5 protein-coding genes and 1 pseudogene are annotated in these 14,336 nt (G+C 70.0%); 1 reads left to right on the top strand and 5 read right to left on the bottom strand.

Translation table 11 applies throughout. From position 1 onward, the window contains the following. The first annotated feature begins 266 nt into the window (after positions 1-266). On the top strand, positions 267-1,238 hold the full coding sequence (locus tag WMF17_RS13860; protein ID WP_437649876.1) for an RNA polymerase sigma factor: 972 nt from the start codon (positions 267-269) through the stop codon (positions 1,236-1,238). Between the two features lie 76 nt (positions 1,239-1,314). On the opposite strand, the gene WMF17_RS13855 is transcribed toward WMF17_RS13860, so the two are convergent. The 5 genes and pseudogenes from WMF17_RS13855 to WMF17_RS13835 all read right to left on the bottom strand — a co-directional run bounded on the left by WMF17_RS13855 (position 1,315) and on the right by WMF17_RS13835 (position 13,817). After that, positions 1,315-6,291, bottom strand: a complete 4,977-nt coding sequence (locus WMF17_RS13855) for an FG-GAP repeat domain-containing protein (RefSeq protein WP_437649874.1) — start codon at positions 6,289-6,291, stop codon at positions 1,315-1,317. Positions 6,292-7,110: 819 nt separating this feature from the next. Continuing rightward, positions 7,111-7,251 (bottom strand): annotated as a pseudogene (locus tag WMF17_RS13850) (dehydrogenase); the annotation flags it as partial. 164 nt (positions 7,252-7,415) lie between these two features. Further along, positions 7,416-8,915, bottom strand: coding sequence for an arylsulfatase (locus WMF17_RS13845; RefSeq protein ID WP_437649872.1), 1,500 nt, complete (start codon positions 8,913-8,915; stop codon positions 7,416-7,418). Positions 8,916-8,989: 74 nt separating this feature from the next. Beyond that, positions 8,990-9,796 carry a hypothetical protein gene (locus WMF17_RS13840; RefSeq protein WP_437649870.1) on the bottom strand — a complete coding sequence of 269 codons (807 nt, stop codon included), beginning with the start codon at positions 9,794-9,796 and terminating at the stop codon, positions 8,990-8,992. 124 nt (positions 9,797-9,920) lie between these two features. Then, positions 9,921-13,817, bottom strand: a complete 3,897-nt coding sequence (locus WMF17_RS13835; protein ID WP_437649868.1) for a serine/threonine-protein kinase — start codon at positions 13,815-13,817, stop codon at positions 9,921-9,923. Positions 13,818-14,336: the final 519 nt, after the last annotated feature.

Below are 14,336 nucleotides of genomic sequence, written 5' to 3'. Positions count from 1 at the left end.
CGATCCACCTCGACGACCACGCGCTCCCCGAACCCGAGAACCCCCCGCCCGAGCCGGTGGTAGCGCCCGTCGCGGTAGCCCGCTTCGAAGCGCCGCGGCCGGTCGGCGCCGTCGTTGACGGCGTAGCCGCTGACGACCCGAAGCTCCCGATCGGCGGCGCGGTTCTGCAAGAGGGTGCACGCCGTGCGCGGCTCCGGAGCCGGCCCGGTCGGGAGCATTTCGTTGAGCCACGGGACACGGCCCGCAGCCACTCCCCCCGCGCCACCGTGTCCTCCACCTCTCTCCCCCTCGCCGGTCACCGGCTCGCGCTCGTGCGCAGCGTCCGGGTCGCCGAGCTCGACGACGCCGCGCTGGCGCGCAGCCTGATCAAGGGCGAGGCCGGCGCTCCCGCCGCGGTCTGGGATCGCTACGCCGTGGTCGTGCGTGGGCTGCTCCGCCGCGCGCTCGGGCCGGGTGGCGACATCGAGGATCTCGTCCAGGAGTCGTTCCTTCTCTTCTTCCGCCAGATCAAGGACATCCGCGACCCCGCTGCGCTCCGGCCGTTCCTGCTCGGCATCGCCGCGCGCGTCGCGCGGTACGACCTGCGCCGGCGCCGCCTTCGTCGCTGGATCTTCCTCACGGACGACGGCGTTCTGCCGGAGGAGGCGCGGGAGGGGACCGCGCCCGAGGTCCGCCAGGCGCTCCAACGCTTCTATCAGCTGCTCGATCGGCTGGACGACAAGGCCCGCCTCCTCTTCGTGCTCCGCAACATCCAGGGCCTGGAGCTCACGGAAGCGGCGGAGGCGGTGGGTATATCGCCGGCGACCGACAAGCGGCACCGAGGGTGGCAGCGCGCGCTTTCGCGTCGCGGACCTGCCGGGCGCCGCGTGAGCCGCGGAGGCGGGGCCCTTCACGGTCACCGTGACAGGCACCGAGTTCGACCAGGGGGTTCGTCCCGGCAGGCTCCGGGTGCCGGCCAGCGCGGCGCCGCCGCCCGCCGCGGGCCTGGGCGCGCCTCCGGCGCACGAGCCTTCCGCGCGCGTATCTGCTGCGCGCGAGGACGCGGCCGGCGCCGGTACGGCCGGCGCGAGCGCTCCTCCAGCGCGCGTCGCCGCCGCCCCGGCGCGCGCGGGAGCGAGCCTCCGCGAGCGCGTGGGCGACGGCGACTTCGCCGGGGCGATCGCCGAGGCGAAGGCGCGCGGCATCGACGAGGGCGATCGTGGGCACGGAGCGCGGCGTTCTCCCGCTCCAGCTCATAGATGCGTTCGTCTCGCCGGTCAGCGCGCAGGGCCGCGCAGGGCCGCGCGGGGTCGCGCGGCCCTGCGGGGCGCGGTGTCAGAGCGAGAAGCGCAGGTTGTCGAGCACGTAGGTGCCTGCGTTCGTGGGGCCGTTGAGCACGAGCCGGAGCTGGCACTCGTTGTCCTGGGCGAGGAGCGCGAGACCCGCCGGAGGCACGACGAAGTTGACGACGTGGGCGCCCGACCCCTGCGGGAGCGGGACCGTGTTCGTCGCGACCTCCTGGTGCGACATGTTCGCTCCCATGCACGCAAGGAACATCGTGGCATCGCCCGACCAGCTGGGGTTGACCGGCGGCGGCGACACAACGTCGAGCTTCAGCGTCGGCCCGAACGTGAAGAGCTCGCTGGTCGGGAACGACGTGCTCTCGATGACGGTGTAGTTCGACACGGGGAGCGAGAGCGCGTTCGTCTCCGGATTCGTCGGCGATTCAACGAGGCTCGCCGTGGTGCCCTGCACGACGTGCCAGGCGTCCTCGGTCTCGAAGCCGAGCACGCGCTCGGCGGTGGTGAGCGGCACGAACGGCCCGTCGCCCAAGCCGGGGCTCGTCGCCCCGTTCCACTGCAGCTCCCCCATGAACCGCACGTTGTCGAACTGGAAGCAGTCGCCGTTCGCCGCCTCCGCCATGAGCGAGACCTGCAGGGTGGAGCCGCGGTCGGTCTCCTGAAGGGCCTCGAAGATCGGCTCGGGGAGCGTGAAGTGCGCCGTGACCCACTCGCCCGCCGGATAGCCCGTCAGGTCGAACTGCCCGGCGAACTGGGCGACGGTGTCCTCGGGACGATCATGGTAGTAGAGCTGGAGGGAGCCCTGCCAGGCCGGGTTCGGCAGCCCGGTGGGGATCCGGACGTCGAGCGCGAGGTGGCGAGAGATCCAGGTGAAGCTCTTCGGCACGAAGGAATCGCTCTCGAGCGTACGGGAGCCCGAGGAGCACACCCGCTGCGACGTCTTTCCCACGGTCGCGACAGGGCTCTTCGAGGTGCTGGCCGTGGTCGCCCAGAGCCCGTCCCAGGTGCCGATCCTGGCCTGGCCGCGCGGCGTGGCGCGGTACGTGGTGGCCCGCAGCGACTTGATGTGCACGACGGCGCCGGCAGCGCCCGCGACGTCAATGGCGATGTTGACGAACTCCTGCGTCTGCTGGAGCGCCTCCAGGGCGGCGGCAGGGACGTTGAAGAGCACGTCCGTCTCGCCCGCCGTGACGACATCGGCGAGCACCACGGTCGAGCCGAGCTGGACGGTGCCGGTCGAGGCGGACTCCAGGGTGACCTTGAGTCGGGCGCTGCGCGTGGGGTTGCCGGTGACCCCGACCGAGAACGACACCGACCCCGGCGTCCAGTTCGTCCCGGTGCGCTGGTACTCGCGGTCGATACGGGCGTTGCCAGCGCCGTCCGGGGTGATGGTGAAGCCGCTGCCGTCGGCGTTTTGCTCGGCGGAGCCGGCATCGGGGAACAGCCAGCTCTCGTCGAACCGGATCTGGCTGGGGGGGTCCACGGCTGCGTCCCCTTCAGCGATGCGGGTCGGGTTGTGGTGGTCCCTCGAGTCGAGGGTCAACGTCGAGCTCAGGTGCGGGTTGTGGATCGTAACGAGCCCGTCGCCCGTGGCGCGCACGTACTCGACCCCCGTGAACTGATAGTCCGCGTCGACCTCCTGGACCAGCAGCAGCGGGAAATCGATGACGTCCTGCGGCTCCTGCGGGTCGAACGCGCCCGCGGAGAGGCCAGCGATCCGATCAATCCACATCAGGGACTCCTCCTCCGAGAAGCCGATGTCAAGCCGCTCGTTGCTCACCACCGTCTGGTAGGGGAGCATGCTGCCCAGCGCCGTCAGGCCGGCGTTCCTGGACACGACGGCGCTCAGGACCTCCGCGGCCGGAACGCCCGCCTCCTCGGTGCCTGAGCCCCAATGACCAGGGACGACCTCCCACAGGCCGCCGTGCAGGACGGGGAAGGAGACCACGACGAGGTGCAGGTCGCCGCCCGGCTTGGTGATCACCTTGGCCCTCGATCCGTTGTCCAGCATGACGACGTCGCTCTGGGCCCAGCCATCCGGAGTCCGCGTCGGCCAATCTTCATGGGGATCGAAGCCGAGCGTGACGTTCTTGTACACGGGCCCGTTGTTCGAAGTATAGCCGTTCCCTCTCATCATCGGCGTGAGGTGCTGAGCCTCCGTCACACCCCAGTTGCCCTGATCGCCGGGGAGCAACAGCACGCTCGGCTTCGCGAGGAAATCGTGCGCGTTCTTCTTGTCCTCAGGCTCGAAGAGCTGCTCGTGAGGCCACACCCCCGCGTGGACGAAACGCCCGTACCTGCCGCCTGAGCTGCTCAGAAAGTCGCTCGTGGAGAAGTAGTGCTCGGCCGCGGGCTCGTATCGCCAGGACCCGGTCGTCCCGGGCGGCTGCTCGGTCGGGTTGATGTCGAGGTCACGCGCGATGGCGTCGAGATCCTCGTCGCCCATCACGTTGGGCGCCGGGTAGTTCGCTGCTCCGTGAACCCGATACATCTCCGTGGAGTAGCGCGACCCGGCGCGCGTGTATGCGCCGAACCCGGGCTGTTCATTGTCGGGCTTCAGCATGAAGTGGTGGATCAGCTCCGGCACCTCGTAGCCGCTGAGCACGGCGTCGAGGGCGAACCCTTTGTACTGGTCTCCGCCGTTCCACCACATGCAGTTGCGAGCCGTCTTCGGGCAAAACGGATCATCGTTGAACGAATACGCGCCCGTCAGGATGCCGAACATGATGGGCGGATAATCGGAGGTGTACAGCTCCAGGACGTTGTTGTACTCAAAGCGACGCCGCATCGGAGCATAGCGCTTGCCGTGGTGGGACTGGAAGGCGATCATGGCCGCCGTGTAATCGACGGCGTTGCGCGCGGCGGTCCGCACCTTTTCGCCTTCGGCATGGCTCGCGAGCTGCATCAAGGCGCGCAGCGTGAGGCCCTGGTACGGGCGCGCGTTGGTCTCGAAGTAGCCGTTCTTCGTGAACCGGCCGAGGATGGCGAGCAGCGCTTGCTCGAGCTCCGTGCCGTCGTTGACGAACTTCTCGGGGCTCCGGTCGTGAATGGCCTGGAGCTCCGGATCCTGTCGTGGGTTATTGCGGATCCACTGATTCGCCAGATAGATCCAGGCGTTGATCATGAGGACGTGGTTCTCGGTCTCCGGGACGGTCACCCAGAAAGTCGGGTATTCCAGCTTGCGCACCTTGTCTCCGGCGTAGAGGGCGAAGGGGGTGCAGTGCCACTGGTATTCAATATCGTCGTGTGGCAGGTCCATGTTGGCGCACTCTGTCCGAGTACTCCTTGGGTACAAGAGGAGCGCGTTGACGGCCTTGTCTGTGAGCAGCGGCTGCGAGCCCTCGGGCGTATTCCCGAACGCGTTCAGCAGCGTCATCGCGCTCGTGAGATAGAAATCGAAGTCCGCCTCCGATCCGACGTCATCGCTGAAATGCGCGTTGTTGACGAGCCAGTCCTCGACGATCTGCGGGAAGTCCTCCGGCGGCCTGAGATCGTCCTCCGGGTCCAGATGGACGAGCGCCGCGAGCCCCGCGGCGATGCGGCGGAAGCCTGCGGTCTTCGCGTTTTCCCAGGTTCCGATGTTGGTGATGTCGCCTTCGAAGGTGAGCATCCACGCCTTCAAGAGGCGCTCCACGCGGTCGGCGTACTCGGCGTTGGCGTCCGCGACCGAGTCGGGGATCGGGTGCGGATCGCCGTGGACGACGCACACCTTGTCGCCGACGGCGATGTCGGTGACGTAGTAGTCCTCGTCCCAGTCGCTGGTACCCCCTTTCTGGTAGACAACGTCTGCGAGCAGGTCGTCGTAGACGCCCCACCTCGGGTTCGGGCTCTCGGTGCGGCCGAACACGAGCTCGCCCCGGCCATCCAGATCCGTGTCGACGATCGCGACCGCGCTCGCGCCGACGTCTTCGCCCCACTCCTGACCGCGGGTGGTCTGGGAGATGGTCCCGTCGGCGTTCTTGCTGAAGATCACGAGCTTCGAGCGCTGGTCACCCCCGCTCCGCCCGACCACCAGCTCTTCCCTTTCATCCCCGTTCATGTCCCCGGAGCTGATGGAGATGGCCTGGAGGTCGCCGTCCCAGTTGTCGCTGCCGGGGTCGAAAGGAGCACCGAAGGCGATCTCCCTCGTGAAGAAGTCGTGCGTGCCGGGGAAGACGAACACGCGCGGGTCGCCGTGATCTCCTTCGGCGATCGCCGCGAGGTCCCCATTGCCGTCGCCGTCGAAGTCGAGGAGCTTGACCCCGAACACGACGGGGGCGTCGCCGAACACGCTATCGCCCGCGCTGAAGAGGGTGGTGAGATTGCCGCCAACCAGGGTCGCGACCTCGACGCGGCGCCCGATGCCGCTGCACCCGATGCCGCACTGCCTGTCCCTGGAGATGGCGACGTCGTCGCGACCGTCTCCGTTGATGTCGCGCACGTCGAGCCCCGTGACGTAGTAGTCCGGGCCCCATTCCGGGTCCGAGCGCTGCTCGAGGATCGTCTGGAAGTGGGGGCTCTCGCCCTCATGGGTGAAGTCATCCAGGACCAGCACCCTGGCCGCCAGCGCATCGGTGCTCTCGCTCATCCCGACGACGACCTCGTCGTCGCCATCGCCGTCCAGGTCGCCGGCTGCCAGGGCCTCCACACCGTTGCTCGTGCTCCAGTTGCCCAGCGTCGCGATCTGCTTGAAGTGGGTGGTTTTGTCATCGTAGACGACCAGGCGCGGCACGACGTCGCAGTTCGCGCAGTTGCGCCAGTTGCGCCCCGCGATGAGCTCGAGGTGCGGATCTTCGTCGATGTTGGCGAACGTGATGGCCGTGGCGTAATGGGGCTCGCCGTAGTTGTTGCCGCGCACGGTGAAGACGTGGTCGCCGTCGTACACGTAGATCGACGGGTGGGCTTCGGTGTCACGGAACCGCGAGACCGCAAAGAGCTGAGCTTCGGTTCGGCATTGGGTGCTCTGCGCGTCGGCGACGATTGGAACGCCGACCAGGATGATGGATCCCAGCAATACTAACCAGTGACGCATTGGTCTCCTTTTCTAGAACTTCAGGCTGGCTGTGGAGCGAGGGCGGCCCATTCGCCGTTCGGATGAGCTGTTGCTATGGCGTCGGCTCGAGGGCCTCTCCACGGCGCCTTCGTGCTGCCGGCTGCCCGCGTGACGAGGCCGCCGGTTCGCACCGGGGCCCCTGGGAGGGGACGCGATCGTCGCAGCCTTCCAACGGGCCCTGTTGTCGATGACGAAAGCCCCGAACCAGGAACCGGTGAACCGCTTCTTCAGCGACGACCCATAGCAACTACCAAGCCAACCACCGTCCCACAGGGGCGAGACTCCGGCCGCCGCGCGTCCGCACGACCCTACGTTGCTGGTTGGGGCAAATCACGGTTGCAGGCGTGACATGTCACGGTGCCGGGGCGTGACATGTCACGGCTGCAGGCGTGACATGTCACGGTGCCGGGGCGTACCGTGTCGTGTCTGGCACGTCCCACGGCCGCGGCATCGACCGGCGGTCCTGCCTGAGGTGGGCGGCGGCTGGGCGCTCGTCGCGCCGGAGCCGCGGCCGCGGCTCAACCTGATCGAGCAGGTGGTCGCGGGGCGGGGCGGGCCACGAGGTGGCGCGCCCCGGCTCGGCCTCGATCCGGCCGGGGCGCGCCGCGGTCGTCTCACGGCGCGAGCGCCGACTTGTCGAGGTGACCGAAGTCCCAGACCACGGAGGATCCTGGACCGTAGTCGCCCCTCACCGGCTCCTGCGCGGCGAGGCGGTCGAAGACGGCGCGCGGGAGCAGGAATCATCGAGCGCCACTTCGCGCGACCCGTACTCTGGATGCGCGCGCCCAGGAGACTCCGTCACCACGGGAGCCGTCCGAGTGTTGCGTGCGAGAACGTACCCGTCGGGCCGTCCGGGCCGAGCAGCGCGAGGCGCACCGCCTCGCGGGCGCCCTCCTCGACCGTCTCCGTGCCCTCATCGTTGTTGAGGTTCGTCTTGGTAGGGAGCCCTGCGCCGGGTTCATGGACAGCAGCGGAAGGCACAACCGGATGGGCCTGGGCCCCCCGGGCCCTCCCGTGGCGGTGTTGCTCCGCGGCGGCGCGAGGGCTGCCGGCTTCCGGCGGGGCAGCTGTGGCGCCGACCCCGTGGTCGGCTTCGAGCTCGTTCAGCTGCTCGTGATACCAGCCTCGATCTTGGCCATCACCTGTTCGAGGCTGAAGCTCGCCGGCCTCTGCCTGGCCGGGAACTCGACGAAGGTCTGGAGCATCTGGGCGACGTAGGCCTGGATAGGTACAAGCAGCCAGGCGTGGTCGAGCAACCAGTCGTAGTAGATGTTCGACGTGATGTCAGCCCGCTCGTACGGGTCTGTGCGCAGGTTGAAGATCTTCGGGACGCGCAGGTGCACATAGGGCTCGGCCCAGATCTTCAAGGTGCCGACAGCGCGCTGTTCGAGGAACACGAGCTTCCAGTTGTCGAACCGGACTGACGTGAGGTCGCCGTCGTCGGACACGTAAAAAAAGTGCTTCCTCGGGCTCTCGGTCGCTTCGCCCGTGAGGTACGGCAGCTGGTTGTGACCGTCGAGATGCACCTTGTACGGCGTGCCGTTCAGCTCGGCCCCCGCCTTCAACTGCTCGACGATATCAGGGACTCCTGCGGCGGAGAGGAGCGTGGGGAACCAGTCGTTCTGGCTGACGATGCCGGTGAGCACGCGACCGGCCGGGATCCTGCCCGGCCAGCGCACCACGGCCGGTACCCGGTAGGCGCCCTCCCAGTTCGAGTTCTTCTCGCTGCGGAACGGCGTCATCCCGGCATCGGGCCAGGTGTTCATGTGCGGTCCGTTGTCCGTGGAGTAGATGACGATGGTGTCCTCGGCGATGCCGAGCTCGTCGAGCAGAGCGAGGAGGTCACCCACGAGGTCGTCGTGGTCACACATCGTGTCGTGGTAGACCGACTGCCACCGGCCCGCCCGGCCCTTGCTTCCTGGCTTTCCGTGGGTGCGGAAGTGCATGTGGGTGCTGTTGAACCACACGAAGAACGGGGTGCCGGCCTCGTGCTGGCGCTTGATGAAGTCGATCGCCGCGTCGCGGAACTCCTCGTCACAGGTCTCCATGCGCTTCTTCGTGAGCGGGCCGGTGTCCTCGATCCGCTGGGTACCGTCGCCGTTGGCCCACGCGTGGAGCACGCCGCGCGGGCCGAAGCGCTCCTGGAACTGCGGGAAGTCCTCCGGCGTCGGGTAGTCCTCGAGCTCGGGCTCCTCCTCGGCGTTGAGGTGGTACAGGTTGCCGAAGAACTCGTCGAACCCGTGCATCGTTGGCAGGAACTCGTCGCGATCACCGAGGTGGTTCTTGCCGAACTGGCCGGTGGCATAGCCCTGGGCTTTCAAGGCGGTGGCGATCGTCGGGTCCTCGGCGCGCAGCCCGATGCAGGCGCCGGGAAGGCCGACCTTGGTGAGGCCTGTGCGGTACGGGTTCTGCCCCGTGATGAACGCCGCCCGGCCAGCCGTGCAGCTCTGCTCGCCGTAGGAGTCGGTGAAGCGGACGCCTTCGGCCGCGATCCGATCGATGTTGGGCGTGCGGTAGCCCATCAAGCCGTCGCTGTAACAGCTAAGGTTCGAAATGCCGATGTCGTCACCCCAGATGATCAAGATATTCGGCTTGCTCGGCATTCGTGTCCCCTTGTTGGATGGTTCATTTCAGCATCGTACGTCATCGCCGGTCGCGGGTCGCGGCGGCGCGTCGGTCAGGGCAAGGCGGTGGTGACCACCTCCTTCGTGGTCGCGGTGCTCTGGCCGGGGCGGTCGACGCAGGACGGGTAGTACTGGCCGGCCCCGTTGAGGCTCTGGCAGACCCGGTCGCATGGCCCGGCGATGCGGATCACCCCGCACTCCACGACCTGGTCCCCGGAGGTCAGGTGGCCCGCGGCGCAGTCGCGCTGGTAGGCGCGCGAGTTGTTGACCGTCGCGCTGTTGTAGCAGGCGTTGAGGTAGGGCTGCGCGGCGAACAGGTTGCCCCAGAAGGCCCCCTCGACGTCCGGATAATCGATGAGCTCCCGGCTGGAGGAGAGCGTCTTCAGCGGAGTCCGCAGCGAGCGGGCGGAGACGACGACCGGTACTTGATAGTAGTTCACGCGCGCCGCCACGCAGCTGGAGACCATGCGCTGCCCGAGCTCGTCGAGCGGCCCGCTCGCCCAGGTGGGCGCGACGCCGAGCAGCCCTGGGTAGCTCTCGTGGTGCATGTTGCCGCTGGAGTCCGTCCACGAGAAGTCGAAGGACCCCGCGCTGCTCAGGGCGCAGTTCGTCGCATAGCGCACGAACTCGCGCGCCAGCGTGCCGTTCGGCCCGGGATCCTGGATCGTGGCGAGGTTCTGCGCGCTGAGACCGTTGAGGTTCAGGGCGTTGAGGTTCAGGGCGTTGAGGTTCAGGGCGTTCGCGCTGAGCGCGTTGCCGCCCAGGAGGGCCCCCTGGGATTCCCCCACAAGCTCATCCCGCGCGCCGGTGTCCCCCACCTCGGCGATGCAGCCCGACAGCGCCCCAGCCCAACCAAGCACGATGAATGTCCGCTTGAGAGACATGGATTCCCCCCTGTTCCTGGCGCATGACCCGGCGGCTCCCTGCGCGCGGCGCGGCGCGCGCGGGCCCACCAACCACCTCCCTCGATTCGCTGATGAGTTATTATTCTACTTTTTCCCGCACTGCCGCGCCGGTGAAAGGCGATGATGCAGCGGCAAGGTGGGTGTCCGGAGCGTCCGTTTCTGTCAGCTTCGTCAGCTCCGCGTACCAGCGACGGAGGCGACCGCCCATGACGGTCGGAATGGTGGCGGCGGCCGCGAGGCCGCGCTCGAGCTGCGCCCGGGCATCGACGTGCCGGCCGCGGCGGAGGGAGGCGAGGGCCCGTGCCTCGAGCACCTCGATCCGCTCCTGCCCTACCGAGCAGCGCGCGGACCGCTCCTCGAGCGCGGCCCACGCGGCGCCGTCGTCGTCGCGGGTCGCGAGCTCGATCATCGCGCAGAGCACGTCCTCCGAAGGCTTCAGCGCCTCGCAGCCGGCTTCATCCTGCGCCGCGCGGAGCCGCAGGGCGATCCCGCGAGCGCCCGCCTCGTCGCCCTGGTAGAGGCGCAGGCGCGCGGTCAGGAGCGCCACGGCGATCGACGCGTGGCGATCGCCGCAGCGCGGCGCTGTCGCCTGGACGGCGCACGCATGGGGCGTCGCGGCCGCGAGATCGTCCATCAAATACAGGTACTCGGCGAGGTTGTAGCGGCCGACGAGCTCGAGCGCGGGCTGGCCGAGGTCGTGCCCGAGCGTGATGGTGCGCTCGAAATCGGCGATCATCCCGGCGCGGTCGCCCTGGAGGGCCCGCGCGAGCCCGCGGTTGTTGAGCGCAGCGCCGAGGTGCATGAGATCGCTGCGCTCCTCGCAGCTGAGGATCACCGCGTCCAGGTCCCGTGCCGCCTCCTCGACGCGGCCGAGGCTGGCCAGGATGAAGCCGAGAAGGAGCCGGGCGATGAGGTGCGTCTCGTGCCCCTCGTCCCCGAGCCGCGCAGCTTGCGCCGCGGCGCGCGTCAGCACCGCGGCGGCCTCGTCCTCGCGGTCGACGCGGTGGAGCGAGCGGCCCACGCCGAGGAGCAGGCGGGCGCCGAGCAGGGGTGAGGCCACCCGGTCGGCGAGGCGCTCGGCGGCCGCGACCCGCTCGCTCGCGGCCCGGTACTCGCCTGTCCAGTCGAGGAGCATCGCCTCATCGAGGAGGAGCTCGATCTCCGCCCCTGGCTCCGACGCCGCGGCCGCCTCGTCGCGCGCCGCGGCGAGGTCGGCGAGGGCCTCCGTGTGGCGCCCGAGCCGGAAGCGAGCGAGGCCCCGCGCGCGGCGCGCCGCGGGGAGCAACGCGCCGAGCAGCGCCTCGACGCGCCCGTAGCAGCCCTCGGCGTCGAGGTAGGCCCGGCGCGCGGCCGCGAGCTCGGCGCCGCGGACGAGGAGCGACGCCGCCCGGGCGGTCAGGCCGCCGCGCTCGCAGTGCGCCGCGAGCACCAGCGGATCGGTCTCGCCCGCGGCCTCCAGCCAGTCGGCGGCGAGGCGGTGGCCGAGCGCTCGATCGTCCTCGGTGAGCTGCGCGTAAGCGCCCTCGCGCAGGAGCGCCTGGCGGAAGGAGTACGCCTCCTCGCCGGGGAAGCGGCCCTCGCGGTGACGGACGCAGAGCTCCCCGGCGACGAGCGCGGAGAGGTGATCCGCGAGCGGAGCGGCCTCGCCGCCCCCGAGCAGGTGCGCGACGGCGCCTCGCCAGAACACCTCGCCGAGCACGCTGGCGGCGCGCAGGATCCGGCGCGCGGGGGGCGAGAGCGCCTCCAGCCGAACCTGCACCATCGCCACCACCGTCTCGGGCAGCGCGTCGCCCCGGCCTTCCGCCGTCGCGCGGATCAGCTCCTCGAGGAAGAAGGGTTGGCCCTCGGACTGGGTGGCAAGACGATCGATGACGGCCCCGTCGGCCGCGTCGCCCAGCGCCTCCCGCGCGAGCTGCGCGCACGCCCTCGTCGAGAGCTGCCTGAGGCAGAGCTCCTGCCGCCCGCGCTCGGCCCAGAGATCGGGGTGCGCCTGCTTGATCTCCGGGCGCGCGCTGGCGAGCACGACGAGCGGCTGGTCCGCGAGCTCGCGCAGCGCCGTGTCAATGGCCGCGACGGAGGCGCGATCGGCCCAGTGCACGTCCTCCAGCGCGAGCACCACCGGCTGGGCCGCGCACTCGGCGCGCAGGAAATCGCGGAGCGCGCGCTGCATCTGGTCGCCGAGCAGCTCGGGATCCTGCCGGGCGGCGCGGAGCGGGAGGCTGTCCTCGTCGGGGAAGGGCACGCCGGCGAGCTCGCCGAGGAACTCCTCGATCCGGCGCCGATCCGCCTCGGGCACGCGGCGGGCGACGCGGGCCCGGAGGAGCGCGCGCCGCTCCTCGATCGGCTCGCCGCCCTTGATCCCCGCCGCGCCCCGGAGCGCCTCCGCGAGCAGGCCGCCGATCGATCCCGCGCGCAGCGGATCCCCGAGCCCCGGCCAGATCTCCGCGGGCGCACCGGCGCGCCGGAGGGCCGCGAGGTGCTCCTGGAAGAGGCGGGACTTGCCCATGCCCGCGGCGCCGATGATGAGCACCGCCCGGGCGGCGGGCTCGCCGGCGCACGCGGCGAAGGTCTGCTCCAGCAGGCGGAGCTCGTGATCGCGGCCGACGCAGGGCGTTGGCCTGCCGAGGAGCGGGCGCCACGGCTCGGCGGCGCCGCGCTCGCCGCGGAGCTCGAGGGCGCCGGACGTGGTGATCGCGGCCTCGAAGCGGGCCTCGATCAGCCCGGCCGTGATCTTGTCGAGGAGGATCCGCGGCGCGCCCGTGCGGCCCGCGCTCCGGAGCAGCTCCGCCGCGCGCTGGATCGCGTCGCCGACCGGCAGGCCGCACCCGAGCTCGCCCCAGCCGACGGTGATCGCGATCGGGCGATCAGGGACGCGCTCCCGCAGGGCCAGCGCGCAGCGCGCGAGCTGCGCGGCGACGTCGGTGGGCACGTGCGGGCGGCCGAAGATGAGCACCGCAGTACCGTCGGCGAGCAGCTCCAGGCGCCCCTCGAAGCGGGCGGCGACCTCCCGGAGCGTGCCGTCGTCCGCGCCCACCTCGCCGACCGAGAGGGTGGCGTCCAGCGCGGAAGCTGGCGCGCGGCCCACCACCGCGACGCCGTGGAAGCGGCGCTCGCTGCTGGTGAGCGCGGAGCTCGCCGGTGCCGGGATCAACCCGCCGTGGACCTCCTGCGTCGCCAGCGCGGCGTGGGCCGCGGCCCCGTCGCGCGGGCGCCGCGCCGGATCCTTCTCGAGCATCTGCGAGAGCAGCGCGTCGAGCCACAGGGGCGCGCCGGGGCAGCGCTCCGACAGGCGCGGCGGCTCGTCGAAGATGATCCTGGCGAGGAGGGCGATCAGGTGATCTGCCTGGAACGGCGGGGCGCCGGTGAGGCACTCGAAGAGCACGCAGCCGAGCGAGAAGATGTCGGCGGGCGTGCCGACATCTTCTCCGCTGCGCGCCTGTTCCGGGGCCATGTACTCGGGCGTGCCGACCAGCACCCCGGCGCCGGTGATCGGGACCCTGCCCGGGAAATGGGCGATCCCGAAATCGAGGAGCTTGGGCTCCGCGATCCGGCCGCCGACGAGGAAGATGTTGGCCGGCTTGAGATCGCGGTGGACGATCCCCCGCGCGTGGGCGGCGTCCAGGGCCGCAGCGACGCGCGCCCCGAGCTCCACCGCCTCGTCGACCGTGAGCCGCCGCCGCGAGAGGAGGCGGGAGAGGTCCTCTCCTTCCAGCCATTCCATGACCAGAAAGGGCGTGTCCTCGCGCGCCGCGTTGTAGGCAATGTACCGGACGATCCCCGGGTGCGCGAGACGGGCGAGGAGCTCCGCCTCCCGCGCGAAGCGCTCGAGGTGGTGCGGCGACGGATCGTGCAGCACCTTGGCGGCGACCCGCCTTCCGGTGGTGACGTCACAGGCGCGGTAGACCGCCCCCATCCCTCCGGTCTCCGCGAGCGCTTCGACGCGGAAGCGCCCCCCCAAGAGCTCCCCCGAGCGCACCCGTCGAGGATAGACGGAGAACGCGGTTCGTCCAGCGATGATCTGGATTCTGGCCGCGGTTCCTGCGCGCGCGGCGCCCCGGACGCATCAAGGGCCAAGGGCGCCGCGGCCAGAACAAGAGAGAGTACACAGGGAGACGGGGAGACGGGGAGGAGAGATAGAACTACAGACCAAGGGGGAGAGGCGAGAGATGGGGACCATCGTCCAAGCCTGCTCGCTTGGGATCGAGTCATCGGAGCGTGCTGCGTCCGAGCTCGCTCCCGACGGAAATAACATCGAGGTCGTCCACCACGGCCGGCGAACCGATCGGCGGACGCTATCGAGATCACGTTCTGACCTGGGCGAGGGCGCTCGCCATGGCGCCGATTCACCACCCTTGAGCACCTTATGGTGAATCCGGAGACTCCCGAGCCAGGCGATTCCATCGTTCCTGATGTCAGTTTCGCCCTCCCGGTGGTACTGTGACCGACATGCCCCGGTCTCGGTGCCCAGGAGCGTTGTCGCATCAGCGCGTCAATG

The sequence above is a fragment of the Sorangium sp. So ce362 genome (assembly GCF_051519845.1).
Classification (GTDB): Bacteria; Myxococcota_A; Polyangia; order Polyangiales; family Polyangiaceae; genus Sorangium.
The sequence above is the reverse complement of the archived record's forward strand: the minus strand, read 5'-3'. Positions and strand labels throughout refer to the sequence as shown.